The sequence below is a fragment of the Shewanella sp. JNE2 genome (genome assembly GCF_023159115.1).
GTDB classification, from domain to species: Bacteria; Pseudomonadota; Gammaproteobacteria; order Enterobacterales; family Shewanellaceae; genus Shewanella; species Shewanella putrefaciens.
Genome location: NZ_CP096169.1, coordinates 869,867 through 896,261 on the forward strand (window position 1 = coordinate 869,867; position 26,395 = coordinate 896,261).

The 26,395-nt window shown below is 43.8% G+C and carries 23 protein-coding genes and 1 pseudogene; 15 read left to right on the forward strand and 9 right to left on the reverse strand.

Annotated features, from left to right (window positions below; translation table 11 throughout):
• Nucleotides 1-39: 39 nt before the first annotated feature.
• Nucleotides 40-1,335: an HAAAP family serine/threonine permease gene (locus tag MZ182_RS03975; RefSeq protein WP_011790573.1), complete on the forward strand. Its 1,296-nt coding sequence runs from the start codon at nt 40-42 to the stop codon at nt 1,333-1,335.
• A gap of 93 nt (nt 1,336-1,428) precedes the next feature.
• Here the strand turns inward: MZ182_RS03975 and MZ182_RS03980 are convergent, their stop codons facing one another.
• Nucleotides 1,429-1,872, reverse strand: coding sequence for a GNAT family N-acetyltransferase (locus tag MZ182_RS03980; protein ID WP_011790572.1), 444 nt, complete (start codon nt 1,870-1,872; stop codon nt 1,429-1,431).
• A 339-nt stretch (nt 1,873-2,211) separates the two neighbouring features.
• On the opposite strand from MZ182_RS03980, the gene MZ182_RS03985 reads away from it, so the two are divergent.
• On the forward strand, nt 2,212-3,543 hold the full coding sequence (locus tag MZ182_RS03985) for a dicarboxylate/amino acid:cation symporter (RefSeq protein ID WP_011790571.1): 1,332 nt from the start codon (nt 2,212-2,214) through the stop codon (nt 3,541-3,543).
• 99 nt (nt 3,544-3,642) lie between these two features.
• On the opposite strand, the gene MZ182_RS03990 is transcribed toward MZ182_RS03985, so the two are convergent.
• The gene (locus tag MZ182_RS03990; protein ID WP_014609961.1) at nt 3,643-4,059 is read right to left on the reverse strand and encodes an META domain-containing protein; all 417 of its coding nucleotides are present in this window, start codon (nt 4,057-4,059) and stop codon (nt 3,643-3,645) included.
• Between the two features lie 71 nt (nt 4,060-4,130).
• Between MZ182_RS03990 and MZ182_RS03995 the strand changes: the two genes are divergently transcribed.
• The 3 genes from MZ182_RS03995 to MZ182_RS04005 all read left to right on the forward strand — a co-directional run bounded on the left by MZ182_RS03995 (nt 4,131) and on the right by MZ182_RS04005 (nt 5,429).
• Complete coding sequence (locus MZ182_RS03995) at nt 4,131-4,355, forward strand: hypothetical protein (RefSeq protein ID WP_011790569.1); 225 nt, start codon at nt 4,131-4,133, stop codon at nt 4,353-4,355.
• Nucleotides 4,356-4,475: 120 nt separating this feature from the next.
• Nucleotides 4,476-5,012 carry a GNAT family N-acetyltransferase gene (locus MZ182_RS04000; RefSeq protein ID WP_041408457.1) on the forward strand — a complete coding sequence of 179 codons (537 nt, stop codon included), beginning with the start codon at nt 4,476-4,478 and terminating at the stop codon, nt 5,010-5,012.
• Between the two features lie 66 nt (nt 5,013-5,078).
• Nucleotides 5,079-5,429 carry a hypothetical protein gene (locus tag MZ182_RS04005; protein ID WP_011790567.1) on the forward strand — a complete coding sequence of 117 codons (351 nt, stop codon included), beginning with the start codon at nt 5,079-5,081 and terminating at the stop codon, nt 5,427-5,429.
• A 154-nt stretch (nt 5,430-5,583) separates the two neighbouring features.
• Here the strand turns inward: MZ182_RS04005 and MZ182_RS04010 are convergent.
• Nucleotides 5,584-6,617 (reverse strand): annotated as a pseudogene (locus MZ182_RS04010) (transposase).
• Between the two features lie 403 nt (nt 6,618-7,020).
• Here MZ182_RS04010 and MZ182_RS04015 point away from each other — a divergent pair.
• Nucleotides 7,021-7,611, forward strand: a complete 591-nt coding sequence (locus MZ182_RS04015; RefSeq protein WP_248066327.1) for a hypothetical protein — start codon at nt 7,021-7,023, stop codon at nt 7,609-7,611.
• Nucleotides 7,612-7,839: 228 nt separating this feature from the next.
• Here the strand turns inward: MZ182_RS04015 and MZ182_RS04020 are convergent, their stop codons facing one another.
• The 3 genes from MZ182_RS04020 to metK form a co-directional block, all read right to left on the reverse strand.
• Entirely contained in the window at nt 7,840-8,355 is a 516-nt protein-coding gene (locus MZ182_RS04020; RefSeq protein ID WP_014609965.1) for a hypothetical protein, read from the reverse strand.
• Nucleotides 8,356-8,821: 466 nt separating this feature from the next.
• Nucleotides 8,822-9,307 (reverse strand): hypothetical protein, encoded by a 486-nt coding sequence (locus tag MZ182_RS04025; RefSeq protein WP_011918747.1) that lies wholly within the window; start codon nt 9,305-9,307, stop codon nt 8,822-8,824.
• A 133-nt stretch (nt 9,308-9,440) separates the two neighbouring features.
• Nucleotides 9,441-10,592 (reverse strand): methionine adenosyltransferase, encoded by a 1,152-nt coding sequence (gene metK / locus MZ182_RS04030; RefSeq protein WP_011918748.1) that lies wholly within the window; start codon nt 10,590-10,592, stop codon nt 9,441-9,443.
• A gap of 478 nt (nt 10,593-11,070) precedes the next feature.
• On the opposite strand from metK, the gene tkt reads away from it, so the two are divergent.
• The 6 genes from tkt (at nt 11,071) to nhaD (ending at nt 19,365) form a co-directional block, all read left to right on the forward strand.
• Nucleotides 11,071-13,065: a transketolase gene (tkt, locus tag MZ182_RS04035; protein WP_011918749.1), complete on the forward strand. Its 1,995-nt coding sequence runs from the start codon at nt 11,071-11,073 to the stop codon at nt 13,063-13,065.
• A 116-nt stretch (nt 13,066-13,181) separates the two neighbouring features.
• Complete coding sequence (epd, locus tag MZ182_RS04040) at nt 13,182-14,198, forward strand: erythrose-4-phosphate dehydrogenase (protein WP_011790562.1); 1,017 nt, start codon at nt 13,182-13,184, stop codon at nt 14,196-14,198.
• Between the two features lie 126 nt (nt 14,199-14,324).
• Nucleotides 14,325-15,500, forward strand: coding sequence for a phosphoglycerate kinase (locus MZ182_RS04045; RefSeq protein ID WP_011790561.1), 1,176 nt, complete (start codon nt 14,325-14,327; stop codon nt 15,498-15,500).
• A 213-nt stretch (nt 15,501-15,713) separates the two neighbouring features.
• A complete protein-coding gene (fba, locus tag MZ182_RS04050) occupies nt 15,714-16,781 on the forward strand; it encodes a class II fructose-bisphosphate aldolase (protein ID WP_011790560.1) in 1,068 nt (355 codons plus the stop codon).
• Between the two features lie 196 nt (nt 16,782-16,977).
• Nucleotides 16,978-17,715, forward strand: a complete 738-nt coding sequence (locus tag MZ182_RS04055) for a YdiY family protein (protein ID WP_011790559.1) — start codon at nt 16,978-16,980, stop codon at nt 17,713-17,715.
• Between the two features lie 180 nt (nt 17,716-17,895).
• Complete coding sequence (gene nhaD / locus MZ182_RS04060) at nt 17,896-19,365, forward strand: sodium:proton antiporter NhaD (RefSeq protein ID WP_014609968.1); 1,470 nt, start codon at nt 17,896-17,898, stop codon at nt 19,363-19,365.
• A gap of 85 nt (nt 19,366-19,450) precedes the next feature.
• Here nhaD and MZ182_RS04065 read toward each other — a convergent pair whose 3' ends face one another.
• Nucleotides 19,451-19,981: a hypothetical protein gene (locus tag MZ182_RS04065; protein ID WP_011790557.1), complete on the reverse strand. Its 531-nt coding sequence runs from the start codon at nt 19,979-19,981 to the stop codon at nt 19,451-19,453.
• Between the two features lie 10 nt (nt 19,982-19,991).
• Nucleotides 19,992-20,813, reverse strand: coding sequence for a cytochrome C (locus MZ182_RS04070; protein ID WP_248066329.1), 822 nt, complete (start codon nt 20,811-20,813; stop codon nt 19,992-19,994).
• 446 nt (nt 20,814-21,259) lie between these two features.
• Here MZ182_RS04070 and MZ182_RS04075 point away from each other — a divergent pair, with 446 nt between their 5' ends.
• The 3 genes from MZ182_RS04075 to MZ182_RS04085 all read left to right on the forward strand — a co-directional run bounded on the left by MZ182_RS04075 (nt 21,260) and on the right by MZ182_RS04085 (nt 24,025).
• Nucleotides 21,260-22,003, forward strand: coding sequence for a winged helix-turn-helix domain-containing protein (locus tag MZ182_RS04075; RefSeq protein ID WP_011790555.1), 744 nt, complete (start codon nt 21,260-21,262; stop codon nt 22,001-22,003).
• Entirely contained in the window at nt 21,996-22,526 is a 531-nt protein-coding gene (locus MZ182_RS04080) for a hypothetical protein (protein ID WP_011790554.1), read from the forward strand. Before MZ182_RS04075 ends, MZ182_RS04080 begins: the two co-directional genes overlap by 8 nt.
• Nucleotides 22,527-22,621: 95 nt before the next feature.
• On the forward strand, nt 22,622-24,025 hold the full coding sequence (locus MZ182_RS04085) for a hypothetical protein (RefSeq protein ID WP_014609970.1): 1,404 nt from the start codon (nt 22,622-22,624) through the stop codon (nt 24,023-24,025).
• On the opposite strand, the gene MZ182_RS04090 is transcribed toward MZ182_RS04085, so the two are convergent.
• Nucleotides 24,006-26,243 (reverse strand): PAS domain-containing protein, encoded by a 2,238-nt coding sequence (locus MZ182_RS04090; protein WP_248066332.1) that lies wholly within the window; start codon nt 26,241-26,243, stop codon nt 24,006-24,008. The two genes, MZ182_RS04085 and MZ182_RS04090, sit on opposite strands and share 20 nt — an antisense overlap.
• Between the last annotated feature and the right edge of the window lie 152 nt (nt 26,244-26,395).

Below are 26,395 nucleotides of genomic sequence, written 5' to 3' on the forward strand. Positions count from 1 at the left end.
GAATTTTTTATGCTAGCCACACCGTAAGGTAACCTTTATATGCAAAAAGATGCGACGAGTGTTCTTGGTACACCCCAAAACACGCAGGAACACGATTCAACAAGACGTTTATCTTGGACGCGCCAAGACACCACTTGGATGCTGAGTTTATTTGGTACCGCAGTCGGTGCTGGAATTTTGTTTTTACCTATTAATGCGGGTATGGGCGGTTTTTGGCCATTAGTGCTTATGGCTGCCATTATCGGCCCTATGACCTACTTAGCTCACCGTGGACTCTCTCGTTTTGTATGTTCATCGAGCATTCCTGGCAGTGATGTGACTCAAGTGGTTGAGGAGCATTTTGGTGTGGGTGCAGGTAAAGCGATTACTGTGCTGTATTTCTTCGCGATTTATCCCATTGTTTTAATTTATGGAGTGGGGATCACTAACACAGTTGATAGCTTTATTGTGAACCAACTTGGTATGGCTTCACCACCGCGTTTCTTACTTTCCGGAGTTTTGATCTTCGGTATGATGGCGGTTATGGTGGCGGGTGAGAAGTTTATGCTCAAGGTCACTCAGTTACTGGTTTATCCATTGGTGGGGATTTTGGCATTTATGTCGATTTATTTAATCCCTGAATGGAAAATGGATGCACTGCAGGTTGTGCCTGAAGCAGGAGCCTTTTTAGGCACGGTTTGGTTAACGATCCCTGTGTTGGTATTTGCCTTTAACCATTCACCTGCTATTTCACAGTTTTCGGTATCCCTTAAACGTGACCATGGTGTTAATGCCGCGCGTAAAGCCGATGTGATTTTACGCAATACGTCCATGATGTTAGTCGGTTTTGTGATGTTATTTGTGTTCTCCTGTGTGTTGTCTCTATCACCGGAGCAACTCGCCGATGCAAAAGCGCAAAACCTGCCGATTCTGTCTTACCTCGCAAACGTACATAACAGTGGTTTTGTAAGCTACTTTGGTCCATTTATCGCCTTTATTGCGATTGTATCGTCCTTCTTTGGGCACTATATGGGTGCAACAGAAGGTATGAAAGGGATCATCGTTAAACAGTTACGTTCGAGCAATAAAAGTATTTCAGAGCAAAAGATCAACACCTTTATTTTGGTGTTTATGTTTGTGACGATTTGGGGCGTTGCAATCAAAAACCCCAGTATTTTAGATATGATTGAAGCCTTGGGTGGGCCTATCATTGCGGCGATTTTGTATTTAATGCCTATGTATGCCGTGTATAAAGTGCCCGCACTTAAGGCTTACCGTGGCCGTATCAGCAATATCTTTGTGGTGATTGCTGGTGTACTGGCGATGACAGCGATTTTGTTTGGTTTCTTCCGCTAAGGATTAATCCTGAATGGAACTGGGTTTAGATCTAAACCCCGATATATAAAAAGTAAAAGGATCCTGTCAATGACATGATCCTTTTTATTTGGCTTACTTTTCTTCGTACATCAAATAGTAGCTCTGCTTCATCCCTAGTGCCTTGTAGGTTTGTTGTGCAGCCGTATTTTCCTGTTCGACATAAAGCCTAAAACTTGCGGCACCGCCATTGGCTTGGGCGAGGTTCTTTACCTCGTTATAGAGTTTGCCATAAATACCTTGTCGGCGATTTTGTGGACGAATATACACACTTTGGATCCAGTAATAATCCTTAGCACGCCAATCACTCCATTCAAATGTCACCATTAGCGAGCCTGCAATCTCTCCCTTTATTTCTGCGACAAGGTAAAAACCTTTTTCAGGTGCATTGAGTAGCGTACTGACACCTTTAGTTAGTGTGGTTTCATCTAACACTAAGCCTTCAGTCTCTTGGGCCATCGCTTGATTAAATTGAACTAAGGCTGTGAGATCCTGCGCTTTAGCTTTACGAATTAACATACAACAACTCCTAGGCGGTTGCCTGGCAAGGCCGCTCTTGTTTTATAAGGGATATTTGTGTGGCTTACTTTAGCACGAAATGTATCTCAGCATGGAGCAGTAGAGTCAAATGAGCGAGATAGCAACAGAAAAACGGCATTGAACCTGTAACACATCATTTTACTGTGGATATGAAAATTAGTTGGATTTTATAGCGGTTGGCCTCAACGTGATATAGATCATCCTTAGATTTTTATTCATTATGCTAGACTCAGCGGTTCGCTAATTTAGTGAGTTAAGTTAGCACCTGCCATGGATAAGGCTTTGCCATATCATCATTTCAACATCAAGGTTAAAAACATGTCAAAACAAAGGTCGTCAGCGTTAGGCCGTGCTTGGTCGCGTTGGATGTCAGTGCCACTATGGCTGCAAATTTTTATTGGTATGGTGCTAGGTATCACTGTTGGGGTGGTGTTAGGTGAGCAGGCGGTTTTCTTAAAGCCTATCGGTACGTTGTTTGTGAATACAATCAAGATGTTGATTGTACCTTTAGTGTTCTGCTCTTTAATTGTCGGCGTGACGTCGATGGAAGACACCGCCAAAATGGGACGTATCGGCTTTAAATCCTTTGCGTTTTATCTCTGTACTACCGCTATTGCCATTAGTTTGGGGCTTTTGGTGGGTTATGTTATCCAACCCGGCGCAGGTGTACCGCCTTTGCAGCATGATGTTGTGCATACCGCAAAGGAAGTCCCTTCGGTTATGCAGACCTTGATCGATATTGTACCGACCAATCCTATTGCCGCATTAGCCAGTGGACAAATCTTACAAGTGATTGTATTTGCTGTCGCCCTAGGGATTGCACTGGTGCTGATTGGTGATCATGGTAAACCGGCGATTAAAGTGTTTGAGAGCTTAGCCGAGGCGATGTACAAGCTCACTGATATGGTGATGAAACTTGCGCCATATGGGGTGTTTGGCTTAATGGCTTGGGTGGCCGGTGAGTATGGTATCGACATGCTGTGGCCACTTATTAAAGTGATTATTGCGGTTTACCTCGGCTGTATTATTCATGTATTAGGCTTTTACAGCATAGTATTGCGCGTGTTCGCTAAATTAAATCCATTGCATTTCTTCAAGGGCATTAGCAATGCCATGGCAGTGGCTTTTACAACATCAAGCTCTGCTGGCACCTTACCTGCGAGCATGAAATGTGCCAGTGAGTATTTAGGGGTTAATAAAAAGATTTCGAGCTTTGTATTACCGCTTGGCACCACGATAAATATGGATGGCACAGCGTTATACCAAGGTGTGACAGCATTATTTGTGGCGCAGGCCTTTGGTATCGATTTAACTTGGGTAGATTATCTCACCATTATTTTAACGGCGACGTTGGCTTCTATTGGTACTGCTGGTGTACCTGGGGCTGGATTAGTGATGTTGACATTAGTGCTATCAACAGTGGGTCTTCCACTGGAAGGGGTAGCGTTAATCGCGGGGATTGACCGTATTTTGGATATGGCTCGTACCGTTGTAAACGTCTCGGGCGACTTAGTGGCAACGACTATTATCGCTAAATCAGAAGATGAGCTTGATGAAGCGCATTACAATGCTGATATGGTGCAAAGTGCAGTCTTAGCAGAACAAAATGCCGCCATTGAAAACGCCGCTGCGAAGAATGCTAAAGCGTAACCATTATCCCCAAACAAGCTGAAACGAGGATGTTTACACTGCTTGGAGATAGGTAAAAAAACCGCCGAGGGCGGTTTTTTTATGGCAATGGCCTTAGGGTTATTTCATTTTGCTTAGAATAAGCACAGGCTTGTCATCGCTGCTGAGCAAGGTCAGACGCCCTTCGACTAATGTGGCTTTTGCTACAAGTGGCATAGCCTGCATGACCTTATGCTCTTGCTGCATCAGAGCATCAACGCAGGCTTTCATTGTGCTCCCCGCTGGTGTTAATTTAAGTTCTTGGCCTTGCTGGATATATTGGCCAAAAAAGTTGTTGCAGCTGTTATTACCATGGAGTTTACCTTCAGCTTCAAAGGTGATGTGTGCAGGGCTGTAATCGATAACGGGTTTGCCTTGAATGGCTTCAATGTGCCAGCTTCCCTCTAATGGAGTCGAATTATTCTTTGTGAGATCGGTGCCTTGGCAAGCCGTCAATCCGAGTAGTAATGCACTTACTATGAATGTTTGTTTTAACATCGTTTCTGTTCCTTTTCCCATGATTATGCCCATAGTGTGACAAGTTTAGCTCAAAATCGAAAGAGGTTTCTATGAGAGATACGGTTAAAAGTACTCTGAATTTATTGAAGTTTTTACATTGGTTAGGCGTATTGATGTTAGTTTGTGGAGTTGGGGTCTATATGTTGACGCAATGGAGTCTCGACATCAGCGGAATGTTATTCATCTCAAGTCTTATTGGTTTAGGATTAGTATTGATGTCACCTTATCCGGTAGTGCTTTTTATTCAATGGGCGAAACAACAGGAAGAAAAGTGACGTTGATGAACGGATGGAGCGCATGGAATTGTGCTTATCTTGAGGAGCAACAGGGTTGGGTTGCCCTTTAGCTAATGTATAATCATGCCCTTGAAATCGATTTTATATATGAATATAGCCGTGATAATACGATTAGCGACAGCGCAAGATATTGATTTATTAGTGGTGCTTGAGAAACGGTATCTCAATGATGAGTTAACGTCAGCAAATATTGGCCTTGAGGGGCAAGCCTTTTCTCGTAATGAACTCAGTGAATTAGTGAATCATCACTGGGTTATGGTTGCCGAGGTTGATTCAACCATTATCGGTTATGTTATCGCAGGACGGTGGACGTTTTTCGAGGCTTGGCCGATCTATCGCTCGCTATTAAATCGTCTGCCTCAGCTAAGTTGGGATGGCCCAAAGCTGACAAAAAATAATAGCTGCCAATATGGACCTATTTGGGTGCATCAAACCTATCGTGGGACAGGGGTTTTTGAGGCCCTAGTTAACGCCATTCGCTCCGTTGTTTCACCGCATTTTAGTTATATGTTGACCTTTATTGCTGAGGAGAATGAGCGTTCATTTGCCGCTCACTCGGGAAAAGCGAACATGCAAGTTGTGGACTTTTTCACGGTATCAGCAAGGGACTACTATTTAATGTTGGTGAAGACATAAGTCAGATAGCGGATTATCGCAATTGAGAACAGTGTCTTTATTGACGAATATTCAGGAGAGCAATACGTGAACGATCCATTTGTTGAGTCACTCCTAACCGCCTATGCCGAAGTCTATTTATCGGCTTGGGATAATTTGCGATTGATCCTATCTGAGTGTGCTCTTAATAAGTGTGAGGCAAGGGGATTTGAAGTCGAGTTTGCCGCTGACTCGGATCTATCGCGCTATTATTGGGTTCAAATTGGGGATATTTGGCTCAATTGCGGCCGAACCAATGCTTATTCTGTAACAATAGAAAATGTTACGGCCGATGATTTTGAGCGAGTAAAGGTAAAAAATAACGTAGAGTGCGCACTGTTATCCCAAGATCAAATTGGCTTACTTTGCATGCAAAATGCCCATTTCGACCATTGCTAAGTGGTTTAATATTAATACTCTGATTTTAGAGCCTTTAGTTATCACGAACTCGGTATGGGACAATAGTAATTTAGGAATTTGAATGTTTACTTTTGTTCAGACTAAACAAAAGTAATGCAGAGCGTGAACAGTCATCATGGAGAAGCTTACCCGCTTAAGGGTGCAAAGCTTGGCTAGAGGCTTTGCCTTTACACCATTTACCACTGTTGTGCTGCTTTTTGAATTCGCACATGCTATCCCATCGACCACTTATGCCACTGTATTGACGACGAAACTCTTTGGCAGAAGTGAGCCATGCATCGGAGGCAATCCCTAACTCATGAAGGAGTTTTGGCCGTTGATTATCGATATAACCTTTTTTATCAAGGCGGATGGCTCGACCCGTCCAATCTATTAACTCAAGATAATCGACAAAATAAAACGGAATGCCCGTTTGCTGACTCTGGTGTGTTGGACCATCAAATTTGGCGAGGGATTGGTGAATAATTTGCGGCAGTTTATTTACGGATTTAACCTGTGTTTTAAGTGAGGTAAAAGCGTCACGTTGCAGGTTTAGCAAGCTAATTCTTTCTTGAATCGATGTAAAATCAGAGGATTGCAAAGAGTCTGCAACCCCCGCCCTGATTGGATTTAAATCCACGTACATCATACAGGCGAGCAGTGCTTGCTCATCTAACAGTGCTTGCGACTTAAACCGCCCTTCCCAAAAGGCACCTTTACACTCATCCTCACGATTGGCTTTGCGGGCGATTTCTTCATTAAGGCAGCGCATAAACCAGCTAACACTACTTAGCCGTTCATGCCACTCAGCGAGCAATGCATCAAGTAACATGACTTCACCGTCGATTAAGACGTCACCATTCATATACTTAGTAGCAACCGCATGGCCTTTAGTGATTTGACACCAACGACTGATAATCTCCCTTTGACTTAAGGATTTAGCTTTCTCAACATTAATTTTAAGCACTAAATGATAGTGTTATTCATCACCGCATAGGCGCAAATATCAATACAAAAAATCGATGACAATACTTTGATTTTATCAACAATCCAGCCACGCCTATGCTCATAGCTTCGACCAGTGAGTTTATCCTCACCACATAAAAAAGCCCTGCGAACACAGCGATTTATCACATGATAGAAAGGCGTCGCGTTGGCATCAATTAACGGTCTTCTGGCTGAGGTCATGAGACACTCCAAAACGACAAAAGCAAGATAATGTAAAGCCTAGTCAAAGAAGCTAAAAAACACAAAAAGATGTGACTGTCCTCGCTTTCTCTGTCGCAAGACCGCGAACCATTAACGACTGATACCCCGTTGTGAAAGGTGATTTATCGATTAGCACAAATTAGTTTGAATAAAGTAGGACATTGACCTTGCTAACCCCAAGGTGACCATATATGTCCTCGCTGTCCTGTCCTCGCTTTCCTCGCTTTCTTTATGGATAAAGCGACATTGATAACAGCGCTGGGAAACTGTACAAAGGAGTCTAATAAATATTTCCCTTCTATACGGCGCCGTGCTTAGAGATAGGATCCTAGTTTAATGATACTACTGCTGGCACTGACATATTGACGAAGGTTAACAAATAATGAATTACTATAAATTAGGTATAAATTCGGAAAGTAAAAAATGGATGGGTTATATGAATCCTAGTTCATTTTTTATAGATGGCGAAGGAAATGAATTAAGTGATGTGAAACTATCTGCGATTCAATCTGGATTCAAAGGTGTTTTATATTTCAATGTATTAAAAGAAGGTAAATCACCTCAGGTGGTCTCGGTTGGATCTAGGTTATTGGCGTTTAATGAGGATGTCTTTTTTGCGGACTATATTAATGTCAGTGGTGTCCAGTTAATACCATTTATAAATAGGCATAACAATTTAAAGTATGTGTTGATGCATGTATTTAATTACATTGACTGCGTTGATTGGGAATGTTCTAGAATTGAACGCTGGCCTCTGGGCTACATTCCAGAAGTTTGGGAATCAAAGCATGGGCGATTTTTTATTGAACCAGTTGTCAATAAGGACAAAATACCTGAAAACTTAGACGCCTTTCGTTTGTATGAGTGGGGTGGTGCATTTAATATAATAATATCCGAAGCTTTCAAGGATAAATTGTTGTCTGTGGAGTTTGATAGTTCCCTTCTTGATTTTAAACCACTATCTCTTAAATAATAAATGCCGAGGAGGTTATTAAACATCCTCGGCATAATTTTGTTTGTATATCCATCCCTCAACTTTGTAGGCGCATATTGATGCGGGACACATATTGGGCAAGATTCTTGGTGGGCAGGTCAATACCCACAGATTATTGACCACTTGATGCTGATGACTTAGTAATATCATAGCAATTGTCTAGAACCACGGTGAACAGCTCCTAGACAGCCCGCCCCCACAGTGTTTTTAGATTCTTTCACGTACGTAATCTCCTAATTCTATGATATTTCCAAATTCAAGAGATATACCTTTCCCATCTAGAAGCCTATATGACTTAAAATCTCTACGAAAGAACACAACAGCATCTAATGTCTTTAATTGATAAACGAGCCACCAATTCTGCCCTTCCTTTTTTGGGTAGCTCTGACGGCATGATTTTAGGTACTCTTTTATAGATAAACCACGAATTTTTCTTCTATCTAAATCTGCCTCCTTCATTACATCCGGAGGATAAACATATGCACTAAGTTTTGCAGCAGAGATACCTAAGAATTCCGCCTGTCTTTCTAATTCACTTGAAGGATTAATTATTTCTTCCAGTTCTGACTGTGTGAGATTGCTATAAATGTTATCTTTACCACATATTCCGCAATGAAATGAAAGATTAATTTTATTGCTGGTCATAAAGTCATCAAAAAAACACGCATCGACTTCATTATATTTTTCACAATACTTACACTTTAATGATGCTGTTGTTGACATTGTTATCCCTACAAAAAGCTAACGTCTTAGTATTTATGCGCTGCGCTGTTTGCAGGCATAAATCGCTTGTTTACTAAATCTCAAATATGGCCGCTGCCACATCCATGTAAATGGGTATAAATGATGCTATAGGAATTTGCTTTTTTGCGGTAGCGGTTTTTATACCGTTTGAAGGGTAATTAGTTGATATCTATGACTGGATGTTACACTATGAACCAGGCTAGGAAAGTCAGATTCACTAGCTCACTTATGGGACATAAATGTGATAGACCCTTTGATCTAACTCGTCAGTTTCTCATTAAAATTTCTATGGATTAATAAACATATAAACAGCCACTCATTATAAAACAACATAATGCACTTTCAGTTTGCCTACAATCTGCTTTGGCTAAAATGGCTTAGAATGAGAGTCCTCAAAAAAATGAAACGGGACACCCGCTTTCTAGCTTTACACTAGCGTATCAGCCTAAAGAATGAGCCATTGCCCGTTTGGGTAAGTACCAATATAACCAAAAGGTATTCTTCCACTGAGATACCAAGATAGGCGTTCACTCGTAAAGGCTGAAAGTTTAACGTCAGCTCGGAGTAGTGTAGCGAGCGTATCTGCGTCGTCGGATGTCAGTGCGCATACTTCTGCAACGGGAATCATTTTCCAAGTGGAGAGGTAAGCTGACTTAGATATTTCATCTACTTCGTTGTCAGAAATCCAAGCATGCATGTCATTTACTACTGCCTTTGTTTTTAATGAAGTAGCCAAGTTATGATCTGTTACACACAGGCTTTCATATTGGATTTCGTAAGGTGTTTCAAAAAAGGCTTCAGGATCGGATTCAATAAAAGCGGCAATGTCCGCTAATGTACCGTATGTCTTTGCTGTTTCCTCTGGCTGACCTACATTGGCTGCCCATGCACAAGTTTGAAGTTGTTGTAATAAGGTGGCGTTATCGGTCATGGGTCTGTGCACTCTAATGGTTAGTGTATATGCTGCTTTTTATCTTGCTGTATTTGTCTTAGCATTATTAATCTACCCCATCATGCATAAAAAAACCGCTTGGTAGCGGTTTTTTATGCATCTTAATATGGGATTATAAGCCAGCGTCAGCGCGCAGTGCTTCGGCTTTATCTGTTGCTTCCCATGGGAATTCGTTGCGGCCAAAGTGACCGTAAGCGGCAGTTGCCTGATAAATTGGGCGAGCCAGATTTAGCATTTCAGTCAGGCCATATGGGCGTAGGTCGAAGTGTTGACGCACTAATTTGATCAGCACCTCTTCAGACACTTTACCCGTACCGAAGGTCTCGATACTGATTGATGTTGGCTCTGCCACACCGATAGCGTAAGACACTTGCAATTCGCAGCGATCAGCCAGACCTGCAGCAACAATGTTTTTTGCTACATAACGGGCAGCGTAAGCGGCACTACGGTCAACTTTTGATGGGTCTTTACCAGAGAATGCACCACCGCCATGACGCGCCATACCGCCGTAGGTATCTACGATGATCTTACGACCCGTTAAACCACAGTCACCCATAGGTCCGCCGATAACGAAACGGCCAGTTGGGTTGATAAAGTATTTAGTGTCTTTGCTTAACCACTGGGCAGGCAGAACGGGCTTGATGATGGTTTCCATCACGCCTTCGATCAAATCAGCTTGGGCGATATCAGGGCTGTGCTGGGTTGAAAGCACGATCGCATCGATACCGACAATCTTGTTGTTTTCGTAGGCGAAGGTGACTTGGCTTTTCGCGTCTGGGCGCAGCCATGGCAAAGTGCCGTTTTTACGTACTTCTGATTGACGCTTCACTAATGCATGGGCATAAGTGATAGGTGCAGGCATCAGGATCTCGGTTTCATTGCTGGCATAACCAAACATTAAGCCTTGGTCGCCGGCACCTTGTTCTTTTGGATCGGCGCGATCAACACCTTGGTTGATGTCTGGAGACTGTTTACCAATCGCGTTTAATACGGCGCAGGAATCGGCATCAAACCCCATGTCTGAATGGGTATAACCAATTTCGCGAACCGTTTTACGGGTCAACTCTTCAATATCTACCCAAGCAGAAGTAGTGACTTCACCACCCACTAATACCATGCCAGTTTTGACGTAGGTTTCACACGCGACGCGTGCTTTAGGATCTTGGGCCAGAATTGCATCTAGCACAGCATCAGAAATCTGATCTGCAATTTTATCGGGATGACCTTCTGAGACCGACTCAGAAGTAAACAAGTGCTTTGCCATAGTAGGAAAATCTCGTCGTTAGCATTCAAACGTGTAGAAGCATCTACATCTAGACGGCTATTTTAGTGGAAATTCATCACTATGACACCCCCAAAGCCAAATATTTGTGTACTTAGTGAGGTAAATCCCAGCTTTAAAATCCAAACTAAAAAGCGATTTTGTTAATTAACTTTTTGAAAATAAATCATTAAATATATCTTTGGACCATTATTTTTCATTGGTATATCTAATTAAAATGCCCAAGATGGCCCGTAGGCAATCTTAAGTAAAAACTTTATGAGTGTCTTGGTATGCCGATTTTAATTACGAAGTTTGGACTATAAAAGTTCATATTCAATCTCTTTTTTATCTTGATAAAGCACGATTGACGCGATGAAGGTGAAATTGTGATGAATTTTCGTTTGCGTCATCCTCTTATGTAGGGGAAAATATGCATCCAAATTGCCCGCTAGACCCCACAAATTAAGCAGGAGAGAGCATGTCTTCCCGTAAAGTACTCGCCAACGCAATCCGTGCGTTAAGTATGGATGCAGTTCAAAAAGCAAACTCAGGCCACCCCGGCGCCCCAATGGGCATGGCAGATATTGCTGAAGTGCTGTGGAATGATTTCCTTAAGCACAATCCGAACAATCCGAAATGGGTAGATAGAGATCGTTTTATCCTCTCTAACGGTCACGGCTCTATGCTGATCTACTCTTTACTCCACCTGACGGGTTATGAACTACCGATTGAAGAGCTGAAACAATTCCGTCAATTGCATTCAAAAACCCCAGGTCATCCTGAATATGGTTATACCCCAGGTGTTGAAACCACAACGGGTCCATTAGGCGCGGGCATTAGTAATGCGGTCGGTATGGCGATTGCCGAAAGAACACTAGCTGCGCAGTTTAACCGCGACGGCCACGAGATTGTTGATCACTATACTTACTGCTTCCTTGGCGATGGTTGCTTGATGGAAGGTATTTCCCACGAAGCTTGTTCATTAGCTGGCACTTTAGGTTTAGGTAAGTTAATTGCATTTTGGGATGACAACGGTATTTCTATCGACGGCCATGTTGAAGGCTGGTTTACCGATGACACGCCAAAACGTTTCGAAGCTTACGGCTGGCATGTGATTGCCAATGTTGATGGCCATGATAGCGATGCGATTCGTGCCGCTATTGAAGCGGCGAAAGCCGTGACCGACAAGCCCACCATGATCTGCTGCAAAACCATTATCGGTTTCGGTTCGCCAAACAAATCTGGCAGCCACGATTGTCATGGCGCACCATTAGGTGATGCTGAAATCGCCGCGGCTCGTGAATTCTTAGGTTGGCCACATGCGCCATTCGAAATCCCTGCCGATGTTTACGCCGGTTGGGATGCTAAAGAGGCGGGTGCTGCAAGGGAAGCCGCGTGGAACGACAAGTTTGCTGCTTACGCTAAAGCATACCCAGAACTGGCTGCAGAGTACGAGCGCCGTGTACTGAAAGGCGAATTACCTGCTGATTTCGAAGCTAAAGCACAGGCATTTATCCAAGAATGCCAAGATAAAGCCGAAGGTATTGCGAGCCGTAAAGCGTCACAAAATGCCATCGGTGCCTTTGGTGCTATGTTGCCTGAACTGCTTGGTGGCTCTGCCGACTTAGCGGGTTCTAACTTGACCTTATGGTCAGGTTCTAAAGGGATTCAAGACGATCCAGCCGGTAACTATGTGTACTACGGTGTGCGCGAGTTCGGTATGAGTGGCATTATGAACGGCGTGTCACTCCATGGTGGCTTTATTAACTACGGTGCGACTTTCATGATGTTTATGGAATACGCGCGTAATGCTGTGCGTATGTCTGCACTGATGGGCATTCAAAACATCTTCGTTTACACCCATGACTCTATCGGTCAAGGTGAAGACGGCCCAACGCACCAACCCGTTGAGCAATTAGCTAACCTGCGTATGACGCCAAATATGGCTGTATGGCGCCCCTGTGATGCGGCTGAAACCGCTGTTGCGTGGAAGGCGGCTATCGAACGTCGTACGGCACCAACATCACTCATCTTCAGCCGTCAAAACCTGAAGGCTCAAGTACGCAGTGCTGAGCAATTAGCCAATGTGGCAAAAGGTGCGTACGTACTGCAAGACTGTGCAGGTACACCAGAACTGATCCTGATCGCAACCGGTAGTGAAGTGCAATTGGCGATGGAAGCGGCAGCGGCTCTGACTGAACAAGGCAAACAAGTTCGCGTAGTTTCTATGCCATCAAACACTGAGTTTGATAAGCAAGATGCGGCTTATAAAGAGTCAGTATTGCCCCGTGCTGTGACTAAGCGTGTCGCCATTGAAGCAGCCCATACTGACTTCTGGTACAAGTATGTTGGTTTCGAAGGCACTGTTGTGGGTATGACCACTTTCGGTGAGTCTGCGCCAGGCAACGTGTTGCTGAAGCATTTCGGTTTCACCGTTGAAAATGTGCTGAATGCAGCAAAATCACTAGGTTAATCAGCCAAAGGATTAGATTAAATACAAAAGGTTAAACTTTTGAACTGTTAATCTGTATAATGCGGCCTGCAATCGTTTGCAGGCCGTTTTTGTATTAAGAGGAAACTGATACCTCAATGATCCGAGTCGCTATTAATGGTTATGGCCGTATCGGCCGCTCTATCCTTCGCGCTTTATATGAGTCGGGAAAACGTCAGCAAATACAGATTGTCGCGATTAATGAATTGGCTAAGCCTGAAGCCATTATTCATCTTACCCAATACGATACCACCCATGGTCGGTTTCAACACAAAGTGAAGCTTGTTGATAATCATATGTTGATTGGCGACGATGCGATAAAAATCCTCCACGAGCCCGATGCGGCAAAACTCCCTTGGCGCGAGATGGATATTGATATCGTCTATGAGGCCACGGGCGTAATCTTAGATCGTCAAAGCTGTGAAGCCCATATCCATGCTGGCGCTAAGCAAGTGCTGATAAGTCATCCATCGTCAGCCGATGTTGATGGCACTATTGTTTATGGTGTGAACCACGATTTACTGCGCGCCGAACATACCGTTGTCTCAAATGCCTCATGCACTACCAACTGTATCGTGCCAGTGATTGATGTACTCGATAAACACTTTGGGGTGAAAAGCGGTGCTATTACCACCATCCATTCGGCGATGAACGATCAGCAAGTGATTGATGCCTATCATGATGATTTACGTCGCACCCGAGCTGCAGGCCAATCTATTATCCCCGTTGACACTAAACTTGCCCGCGGTATTGAGCGGATTTTGCCACATATGAAGGACAAGTTTGAGGCCATTTCGGTGCGCGTGCCAACGATTAACGTAACCGCGATCGACTTGTCTGTCACCTTAGCGAAAACCGTTGATATTGCCAGCGTGAACCAAGTGTTAGAATTGGCCGCCAATGGGCGATTTAACGGTATCCTAGGCTATACTGATGAGCCTTTGGTATCATGTGATTTCAACCATGATCCCCGCTCCAGTATTGTTGATGGCACTCAAACTCGGGTAAGCGCTGGGCAGTTAGTTAAACTGTTGCTGTGGTGCGATAACGAGTGGGGTTTTGCTAATCGTATGTTGGATACGAGTTTGGCGATGATTGCAGCTAAACAAAGCTGAAAAATAAGAATTTATACCAATGGGTTAAGAAGTTTGTAGTTAATTCGACGGGATATCGAGTTGCTATCTACTCAAATCGATTGATGAAAACCAGTTTGTTTTTTGATTATAAAAGGAAGCGTTACCATGGCAATTATCAATATGTCAGATCTGGATCTTCAAGGTAAGCGAGTGCTTATCCGTGAAGATCTCAATGTGCCTGTCAGCAATGGCGTCGTCACCAGTGATGCGCGCCTTAGAGCCTCTCTCCCCACTATCGAGTTAGCCCTTGCCAAAGGTGCGGCGGTAATGGTGATGTCGCACTTAGGTCGTCCAACCGAAGGTGAATACAACAGCGAATTTTCAATGCAACCTGTGGTCGATTACTTGGCCAAAGCCCTGTCTTGCACCGTCCGTTTAGCGACCGACTATTTAGACGGCGTTGAAGTCGCTGTAGGTGAAGTGGTTGTGTTTGAAAACGTGCGCTTTAATAAAGGCGAGAAGAAAAACGACGAAGCGCTATCTAAGAAAATGGCCGCCCTGTGCGACGTTTATGTGATGGATGCCTTCGGCACAGCTCACCGCGCAGAAGCGTCAACCAACGGTGTTGGCTTATACGCGCCTATCGCCTGTGCTGGCCCATTACTGGCCCAAGAGTTAGATGCTTTAGGTAAGGCGTTAGATAATCCAGCGCGTCCATTAGTGGCGATCGTCGGCGGCTCTAAAGTGTCAACTAAGCTCACCGTATTAGAAAGCTTATCGGGCATTGTGGATCAATTAGTGGTTGGCGGTGGTATTGCTAACACCTTTATCGCTGCGGCGGGTCACAATGTCGGTAAATCTTTATACGAAGCCGATTTAATTGACGAAGCTAAGCGTTTAGTGGCGAACGCCCAAAGCCGCGGCGGCGATATTCCTGTACCAACCGATGTGGTTGTGGCGGGTGAGTTTAGCCCAACGGCAACGGCGACCTTAAAATCGGTGAGCGATGTTAGCGATAGCGATATGATTTTCGACATCGGCCCAGACAGCGCCGAAGCCTTAGCCAAAATCATTGAATCTGCTGGTACTATCGTATGGAACGGCCCTGTTGGCGTATTCGAATTCGACCAATTTGGCGAAGGTACTAAGCGTATCGCCCAAGCGATTGCGGATTCTAAAGCCTTCTCTATCGCTGGCGGTGGTGACACCTTAGCGGCGGTCGATAAATACGGTATCGCCGATAAAGTGTCTTACATCTCTACGGGTGGTGGCGCTTTCCTCGAGTTCCTCGAAGGTAAGGAATTACCCGCTGTAGCTATGCTGAAAAAACGCGGCGCTTAAGAGATTGGTTTTAAACAATGCGGCGTATAAGACGCCGCAATAAGCCGCTAACTAAGTGGCTATAAAAGTAAAAGAATTATAAAAAACCGCTTATTCTCTTTTGTCATACCACAATCTGACTTAAGTGATTAAGCATAAAAATCCATCCAAACGATAGCGACCTCGGTGACCAAGCGTTAATGTGACAGTCACCCTATTATTGGAGTTAAAAAAATGGCGTTAATTTCCCTACGACAACTACTCGATCACGCGGCAGAACATGGATACGGTGTGCCAGCGTTTAACGTAAACAACTTAGAACAGATGCGCGCCATCATGCAGGCCGCAGAAGCTACCGACAGCCCTGTTATTGTGCAAGCCTCTGCGGGTGCGCGTAAATATGCCCGTCCTCAGTTCTTAAAATATCTGATGACAGCGGCCCTTGAGCAGTATCCTGATATCCCAGTCTGTATCCACCAAGACCACGGTACTGACCCTGATATCTGTCAGCGTTCTATCCAATTAGGTATGTCATCAGTAATGATGGACGGCTCATTAATGGCCGACGGTAAAACCCCAGCGTCTTATGAGTACAACGTTGATGTGACTCGCAGAACCGTTGCATTCGCCCACGCCTGTGGTGTGTCTGTAGAGGGTGAAATCGGTTGTTTAGGCAGCTTAGAAACCGGTACTGCCGGTGAAGAAGACGGCGTTGGTGCAGAAGGCGTGTTAAGCCACGACCAACTGCTGACCAGCCCAGAAGAAGCGGCGCGCTTTGTTGCTGATACTCATGTTGACGCGCTGGCGATTGCGATTGGTACTAGCCACGGTGCATACAAGTTCAGCCGTAAACCGACAGGCGATGTACTGCGTATCGACCGTATTAAAGAAATCCATGCCCGCATTCCTAATACTCACTTAGTGATGCACGGTTCATCTTCTGTGCCACAAGAATGGTTACAGATCATCAACCAATACGGTGGTCAAATTCCTGAAACTTACGGTGTGCCATTAGAAGAAATCGTTGAAGGTATCAAACACGGTGTGCGTAAAGTGAACATCGATACCGATCTGCGTTTAGCGTCTACTGGTGCGGTACGTAAATACTTGGCCGAACACCCAAGCGAGTTCGACCCTCGTAAATTCTTAAAAGCCTCGATGGAAGCGATGGCGGATATTTGTACTATTCGCTACGAAGCCTTTGGTTGTGCGGGTCAGGCATCTAAGATTAAGCCTTTGTCTTTACAAGCAATGTACAAAGCTTATCAGTCTGGTGCGTTAGATCCTAAGATCAATATGTAAGTTTTCGGCTTAATGAAAAACCCGCTAAAAAGCGGGTTTTTTTATGTTCAAAATAGAGTCGGTTTTCAATTGTTACTCATAAATGTTAGTATTGCGCGCATTTTTTAGGCGTACTAACCCTATCAATATGTGTTTATCCAATTTGGTCGAGCAGATATGCCATAAGGTGGGTACAGCGAAATAGGAAGAGGTAGACATGAAGAAAGTACTGACCGCAGCGATATTAATGGCTGCACCTTTTATGGCGAATGCTGGGAGTGATTTTGTCAAAGGCGATAAAACATTTGCTGGTGAAGTTGAACTGGGTGCAACCTTAACCACAGGTAATACGGATACTTCATCCTACAAGGGACGTTTAAATCTTAAACATGAGCTTGGTGATTGGGAGAATCAGTACCTACTCGAAGGTTTATACAAAGAAGATACGGGTTCTGTCACTGCGAAACGGTATTTAGTCGCTGCACAAGGTAACTACAAAATGACAGACCGTAGTTACTTGTTTACAAATGCCAACTACGAAGTCGATCCCTTTACAGGGTACGAATACACTCTGTCAGGTGCAACGGGTTATGGGCATAGATTATATGATGCGACAAAGACGTTTTTAGACGTTGAAGTCGGTCCTGGTTATATCTATCAACGTCTTGATTCTGAACAGGCTATTTTAGAGGGGCAGAATTCTAACGACAGTATCGTTGCCCACGGTGTGATTAACTTTGAAACTGAAATTACCGATACTTCTAAGTTCCAACAACGTTTTGTTGCAGACTATGGTGATAAGTTAGATGCCCGCTCCGAAACCTCGTTAACGGCCAATATTATCGGCTCGTTGGCAATGAAGTTTGCGGTAATTGTGCGCTATAACAGTGAACCATTTGATAATAAGAAAAGCACAGACACTGAAACGAATATGACGTTGTTATACGCATTCTAATCGTGAGTCACATCAACTCAGAAGCACCTCAGGGTGCTTTTTTATTGGTAGATTGACAAAAATTAATGCTTTTTAGCCCGTTAGCCAGTCATTGGCATTCAGAAGTTTGCTTCTTATCAACATTTTTTACTGACTCGGTATGGTAATTTCTAAACTCATTCCCACGTAGAGATGAACTTAATGAAATTACAGCGGTTATTTAGGGGCAGTGGAATGGCATTTCTCAGCCTATGTTGTATTGCCGTATTGGGCAGTTTCTCACCCGCGGCTTGGGCGATGGCAGACGGAATTGAGCGTCTTAATTTAACGACTGCCACGGTAGGTTATATTGCCGTCTTTGTGTTTATTGTTGGCTATATATTGGTGATGGCGGAAGAGAAATTACACTTGCGCAAGTCAAAACCAGTGCTTGTGGCGGCCGGTATTATTTGGGGCATGATCGGTTTTGTGTATACACAAAATGGGATGTCTGAGATTTCTGAGGCAGCATTTAAACATAACCTATTGGAATACTCTGAATTATTACTGTTTTTGCTCGTTGCTATGACCTATATCAACGCGATGGAGGAACGTAATTTATTTGATGCTATTCGCGCTTGGCTCGTTGGTCGGGGTTTTAGCTTAAGAACGGTATTTTGGCTTACGGGGTTTATGGCTTTTTTCATCTCCCCTGTGGCGGATAACCTGACGACTGCATTATTGATGTGCGCCGTGGTGATGAAGGTGGGGGCAGGGCAGCGTAAATTTATTACCCTTGCGTGTATTAACATTGTGGTCGCAGCCAATGCGGGAGGCGCTTTCAGTCCATTTGGGGATATTACTACATTAATGGTATGGCAAAAGGGGACGGTACACTTTGGGGAATTCTTCCATTTATTTATTCCTTCTTTAGTCAATTTTGCGGTACCTGCGGCCATTATGAGTGTGTTTATCCCGCATTATGTGCCTGAGGCTGAAACGGTAAAGGTTTACACTAAGCCCGGTGCCAAACGCATTGTTGCCCTATTTCTATTTACGATTGCTACCGCGGTGTGTGCTCATTCGTTCTTTGGTATGCCACCCGTGCTAGGCATGATGACTGGGTTAGGTTTTCTGCAGTTTTTTGGTTTCTACCTGCGTAAGACCTTCGATCGCTCGGTAGCGCGCGAACGTGCTAAAGCAGAATTAAGACACGATGAATTGCGTTTACAACAACTGGGTAGTGTCGTGCCTTTTGATGTATTTAACCGTATTGCCCGCGCAGAGTGGGATACGCTGCTGTTTTTTTATGGTGTGGTGTTATGTGTGGGCGGCTTAGGTTTTATGGGGTATTTGAGCTTAGTGTCTGAAGCCATGTACCAGCACTGGGATGTCACTTATGCCAATATCGCGATAGGGGTTTTATCATCGGTTGTTGATAATATCCCGGTGATGTTTGCGGTATTGACGATGAATCCTGATATGAGCTTAGGGCAGTGGTTGCTAGTGACCTTGACTGCTGGTGTTGGGGGCAGTTTATTATCCATCGGCAGTGCTGCTGGGGTGGCCCTTATGGGGCAGGCTAGGGGGATTTATACTTTTGGTGCGCATTTACGTTGGACGCCAGTCATCGCCTTGGGTTATGCGGCGAGTATCTTGGTACATATGTGGATGAATGCCGCGATGTTCTAAAAATGTCGCTTAAGTTTTTTGAAATATAATCGAAAAGAGAGGCATCCATCGGATGCCTCTTTTGGTTTGGAGATTTGATGAGAGATTATTGTGGTTGAACTTGAATTAAACTTAGCTCGTTATTGGCTTTTGCCCCGTAGATCTGGATCGCCAGTTTAATGTGTGCCACTGAACGACTTGGATCCTGCTGTTTCCAATCTAAGCCTGCGATTTCAAATTGATATTTTCCGCCGGCAACCTCAGTCAATTTACCACTGCATTCACCAAGGCTTTGGCAACGATAACTTTGAGTCACATGCCAGCGTTTCCATGCTTTAGGATTAGGGGATTCCTTGGTTTTGTCGGGAAAACCAAAATAGTAAATATCATAGTTTTTTGCCGCTGTGATGGCTTCTTGCTGTGCATCTGTTAGTGAAAACTGAATGGTTCCAGTGCTAACGTTAAATTGCTCGAGTTTAAGATTGATTTGGGTGGCATCATCAATATTCACCGCATTTTCAACCGGAGGTGGTGGCGGTGGTGCTGGTGGCGTTTCTTCCTCCACTTTATTGCTGTCACTGCCACATCCTGCGAGCATCAGTGTCGCTAAGGTCACTGCGAGTAATGGGTATTTCATCACAGCCCCCTTAATTAAAGTGCCCAGTATGGCAAGTGGTGCATTCCATATCCGTTTTCACACTGGCTGCTGAGCCAAAAGTGGTTGTACTACCATGGCATTGTTGGCATTCCTGTGCATCGGGTGTTGGCTTACTGCCATTGAGGGTGGCGATATTTTCCCCTTGATAGGCGCGGTTCAATACATCGACTAAGTAGTAGGCCATCGAGGCGGATAAGCGGTAGCAGCGTTCACCTTTCTTCGCGAATGATAAGCCAGAAGCTTTCGACCAATTACTGATTGATGAGTGGCATAAAACGCTTTTTGCTTTTGATGAACTGCCGACAAGGGCTGTTTTTTCTGCGGTAGAGCCAATACCTGCAACAAATTCCGCTGAGGATAAAGGTAATGTTGTATTTTCGTAATAGCGGAAGGTGTTGGCAATCACCGCATTATTATGACCATTTATGTCATCTAAAATATTCACGAGCATACCTATCGCATTAAGGTTGCCGCAGAGCGTACCTTGTCCCGTAACACCCGCAAAACCATAAGCAGCTAAAGCCGTTGGTATTGTCTTGAACTTGTCGGCATCAGCACTATTGGATTGGGCTAGCATAGTCACAACGGCGTGAAACACTTGGTGCATACAACCACCACCCGTTTCGTAGGCTAATTTTGCGGTTGCCATAGGATCAAGTGGTACATACTTGAGTTTTTCACCTATTGCTAATTGATATTGACCATCGGCATTGGTTGCAGCAAGAACAGAGGTTCCCATCAGCGTGGCGCCCGCTGCCGCGGTGCTAATACCGATAATACGGGTTAATGCTTGGCGTCGATTCATACTCATCTTCTATGTCCTCTTATTATGTAATTACTTTTATTTATCAAATGGTAAAGCAACATTTGTGAGGATGAGTTTAGGGCTTGCAGGGATAAATATTGTGATTTGTAAAGAAGGATATTTACCAAAAAAATATCAATCGAAGGATGAAATATTAATCTGTTTTGTCTGCTAATGAATTTTTTATAATGAGTTTAATCGATTTAAATAGGGTTTGTGTCACGGTATTTGTAGTATTTATGTGAATTTAAATCCATTTATCGCTTATTTCTACACGCTAAAATTACATTTATCCCTGTGAGCCAAAGCAAATTTTTATTTAATTAGGTCTGACCTGAGGGGTGTTTCACGAAATTATATTATTTGCACTCTTTGGGTTAGCAAGATCACAGTAATAATTAGATATCTTGCATAGACTTAACCCCATATTTTTATGAGCTTGGGAGGATATTATGCAACTGGGGGGCTGCTGGTTTGATCGCGAGCGGGGTTTGCTTATCGAGCAGTCCAGAGATGAGTCATGGCATCTTCCTCGAGCCGAACTGCAGGTGCTAAGTTTACTTGTGGAACATCAAGGGAAACTGGTCTCTAAGCATATGCTGAAAACGGGTGATGGTGCTCACCCGCCGTTAACTGACACGTCTGTTGCAAGGGCCGTGTTTATGCTCCGTTCCTTTTTGGGGCCTCAGTACGAAAGTTTGATTGAAACCGTTAAGGGCCAAGGCTACTTACTGCACAGTCCCCATGGCCAATTACCTAGGCAATTTCATCAGAAAGGATTGCAATCCATTTCTTGGTGGGGAGTGTCATTACTTTTTGGTTTAATGTTAGCGCTCTCTCTTTTTTATATCAGTCACATTGATCGGACCATACCGACAGAGCCTTTAATGTCAACTGAACTTCCCCTTGAATCAGGTCAACATATTCGTTTGTATTTATATGCCAATTCAAAAACCAACAATACGTTATTATTCGAGTTAGGCGAGCGCTTAGGGCAGGGACTTACCGCTTGTAAACGCAGCGATTGGGCCGATGTTTATACCTCGCTTTCCCATGATAAGCAATTGTTTTATATAACCCTACGAGGGCATAAACTGGGACAGTCTGTTATCCGTAATATCAAGATCGCGGATCTCAGAAGACCTAAAGAGTTTATTGATGCTCAGTGGCTGCAGGAGGTTGGGATCTGTGGCTAAATGGTTAAAGTGGACGATTAATCTGGCGATCCTATCCGCATTGATTGTGGCTTGTGGCGTGATTTATATGCAATCTGTCTCGAATAAGGCCATCATTTTTAATTGCAGTTCAGAACTTTATGATCGTCACGATAATGCAGAAGATGATGGAAAGTTTTATTTATTAGTCGATGTGCTTATTTCTGCGGGCAATGCACAAATTAATTACCGTTACTTTCATCTTGATGGCACGAGCGCAGGTATGCTGTTAATGCAGGGAGAAGTGAAGAGTATGAAACCCAACAGTATGACCTATAATGTGTCGGTTAAAACCAAAACAGAGTCAGAGGATGTGGCAAAAAAAGATTGGCCAGAACACATGAAATATCTTTCATACATCAGCAGCTTACATTTTAGTGAATCTGGAAGGCATAATCTTAGCATTGAGATACTCGACAGTGATGCTAGCCAAGATTATGCCGTGGTGTTATTTCAACCTAGCAATACTGTTTGTGGCTGTCGAATCGTTAATAGCCGAATTTAATCAGTGTATTTGGTTGGATTTCAGTTTAGATTATGTTTTATCCCCATTGGTTTACAACTGCTTAGCCCCACAGTGTGAGGGTATTAAAGGTCTTTGTGTCTAAGATTCGCGTTAAACAAGAAGAATCCCTATCCATTAAGTTCAGCCACCAGATGGAAAAAGGGGATAGTCGTCAGCTTGATCTCTATTTCTTTCTACCGAAGGAGATGGGCATAGGTTCGCGCACCTTAGATGAAGAAGAATACTATTACAGTTCAATCGTTGGCCGTCGCTCATATTATTCTGAAGGCTTACATTTGCCTTTAGTTCAAGGTCGTTTCGCGAGTTTAAATCGACGGACAGTGGAAGAGTTCAGGTTATACCTTAATCTGTTTGCTTATCAATTTGCTGTTGCAGTTGAAAATGATGTGAAAGAACTCCATCAGCTTACTGATGTGGCGCATTTTTACCTTGCCCTCGATGAGTTATGTGAGCAGATTGGTTTGTTATTGAAGAAGTTTCGCCGTAATGAGCCTGGAGATCCTAAGTGGAAATCTTACTTTGAAAACGCCGATAATTACCTGTCTTGGTTCTGCGAGCAGCAACTGCTAAAAGTGCTTGCCCATGCCACTCGAACGAGCGATTTTTCTGATATCCAAGAACGTGTTTTAACACTTTGTCGCAATGAATGCGCCTACCGTGATGCGAATAACTATAACTCGACGCAAACTAAACAGGATCCTAATCGTATTTCAAATAAGATGCTGTTATTACGTCGTTTAATCCAGCAAGGGGTCGTGCTTAAAGAAGAGTTAAAGCCATTGGGTATTGGCCTTAAAAAGTTTACCACTGGCTTAGCAACTGCCTTAGTGATGTTAGTGGTATCGGCGCTCATCATTAAAGCTCAGGGAGCCTTTAGCGGTTTTACTATCGCGTTAGTTCTGACGTTGGCGGTGATTTATGGCTTTAGGGAAATCTTTAAGGATGATGTGCGTAATGCCATGTGGCGATTTATTCAACGTGGACGCCCCCGCTGGAGCCGTATTTTACGGGATACAACAAGTCAGGCTGTGATAGCTAAGCAGTTAGTATGGTTAGAGTTTATGCGTCAGCAGGATTTACCTGATAAAGTGAGTGAGATCTTAAAGCACAGACATAGCCAAAATAAAGTCGATGCCGAAATCTTGCATTATAAGATTGCGACTAAAGTTAACCACAGTGAGTTTCAAGCTGGCTATTCGACCATTCAGGAACAGGTCAATTTTAGTTTCGTCCCTTTTGCCCGTTACTTAGAACGGGGAAAAGCAAAAATTTACAAGGAAGTTGAAGGTAAAATTAGCCATGAATCGGTTGAACGCCGCTATCAAGTTAACTTAATTTTAGTGTTGCGAGAGGGACGCGAGGAGCCACAATATACACGTTATAAGATCACCATGAATCGCTCTGCCATTATTGAAATTACACAGAGTCAACTGCCTGACGCTATCAATTCAGGAACCATTAAGGCTGACGACGAGTAAAGGCTTGGCCAATATTTTGATCATTATTTTGCTTTGCACGTTTGAGTGCAACTTCAGCATTGCTGAGGTATTGCTCTAATGTTTGGCCCTCTTTATAACCTGCAATACCTATGGTTATCCCTTCACCTAATCCGTTACTATTTAACTTTTCCATTGTGTTAAGCGCAAAATGATGGGCTTGGGTTGCATCTGTGTCCGGTAAAATCACAATAAGTTTGCCGAGTTGCCAGTGTAGAATTTGATAGTGTGCTGGTATTTCAAGCAATAGTTGCACTTCGACTTCCTGTTGGCGAGTTTCGAGTTGATCGATATCGCTCATATGGCTCAACATCCCTTCCGGATTGATATCCATCAGCAACAAACTTGAGTGGTTGCGGCTTTGGGGAGATAACGAGGTGAAATAGCGTTCTAAATCAGAGAGGCTGAGTAAAATAGTACTACGGTGGGGAACATAGTTACGTGGCTCGATACCGTGAATACGAACAGCCGCTTGCTCTAAGGTGCAGATAATAAAGTCAATTTCACCATCGGCAGCAACATGTCCATTAAGCGTTGCTTGCAAGCAATTTGAGTGACGCAGATTAGGTGAGCAAAGAATTTGCCCTTGCCACTGGCCTTGCATACTAATTTGTGCCGTTATCCGTTGCCACTGGTTACCAATATCATTGGCAAGTAGTGTGGCAAGATCATGGTTGAGTTCACCATTAAGTTGCATAAGGCTATCGAATACGGGGTTGATCTTAATGAGTTTGCCATTGGCATCTGTCAGCGCAGTGGCAACCGTATTATCACAGAGTAAATCACTCAAGAAGGCTTGTTCTTTACTGCTAACCAGTTCACTGATATCTGTGAGCGTCACCAATAAATGGGGCAACCCTCTGCCGACTCGCGGTGCTTGGCGTATTTGGGCTCGTAGCATTGGGCCACCAATGCTTTCGAGTGAGATTTCTCCTGCCCACTGTCCTTGCCTGTACACCTGATCCATGATTTGGGCTTGGGTGACATCGTCTAAACAAAGCGTTCTTTGTAAGCTACGGTCTGTCATTTCATCCAGTGGCACTAAGGTCCATTCAGACGCGTTTGAATTTGCGCTAATGATCCGCGCTTGTTCGTTAGCAAGAATAAAACCTATATCACTATTAAAGAGTCCATTAGCAACATCGATACTATATTGGCGTGACCGTTGTTGAAGACGATACATATGACTTAGCAATATAACCCATGCTGCTAATAAGGTGAGTATTAAGGCTGCAACTATCACAATGTTTTGCCATTGTGCAAAGCGTGCTGCGATATCGGCATGACGAATATAGGAAAGTAAGAAGTATTGACGCCGAGTTTCATGCTGCGCGGTTAGTTCCACTTTAAGATAGACAAAGGTCGCTTCATCACCATGGAACTGGCCAAAATTATTCATCGACATTTCTCGCCACAGCGCTGGATTACTTTGGCGTAGGCTAGCACCTAAGGTTTCTGGCATATTGGCAAGTGGAGCGAGATTACTCACCCCTGCATAAAGTAACCCTTGGGTATCGAGTACTAACATTGGGGATTTATCACTCGAAAATGCGGGTTTTATTGCCTCGAGCATTTGTACAGTGGAATTGTAGGTAACAAGGTAGCCCATTGAACTTTGATCTGGCTTTTCAAGCCAGACCATTTGGTACATATATGGCTCTAACATCCCGTTGAGGGGAACGAACTCAAGCGGTGAAGTATAAACCTCTCGTCCACCCATGCTACGGCTAGTATTAAGTAGCGAAGGGGGTAATGCCTCAGTGCTGAAGTTAGCGGGAGTAGAAAAGGTATAATTGCCTTGAGGATCAAACAGCGCAATCCCGAGTAATTCTGGGATATGTTGAACTAGCTCTTGCCAACTTTCCTGTAACTTTTGTTGTTGTGCAGTCGTTGGATTTTTTAAGTATTGCTTAAGTAACTCATCCTTAGCGAATAATTGGGTTCTAAATTGTTGAAAGGCGACTTTGTCTGTAATTAAGGTGCCAATGGTTTGTAGCTCACTGTATCGCTGCGTTGCCCATTCTTCTTGAAGACGGCGCTCCCCTAATGTAATGATTAAATTAGTTATTATTAGCATGCAAATCAATAACATAGATAGCTGGCTTGCAATGGCTAGCAAGCGTTGATGTGACCAATGCAGCCCTTGGGCTAGTGAGAGTCGTGGTGCTAAGGTGTGTATGCTTGAGGTTGTCTTCAGCATGGGCCGATTATGCGTTTATGAGCCATTAATTGGGCTATGTTAACACGAAAGAGTCAACGCGAAAGAATTGTTACGCAGTACAGATAGCTGAGAAGATCAAGGTCTAAAGCATAAGAATGTTTATAACCATTCATTTGTCGACTTGAATACGC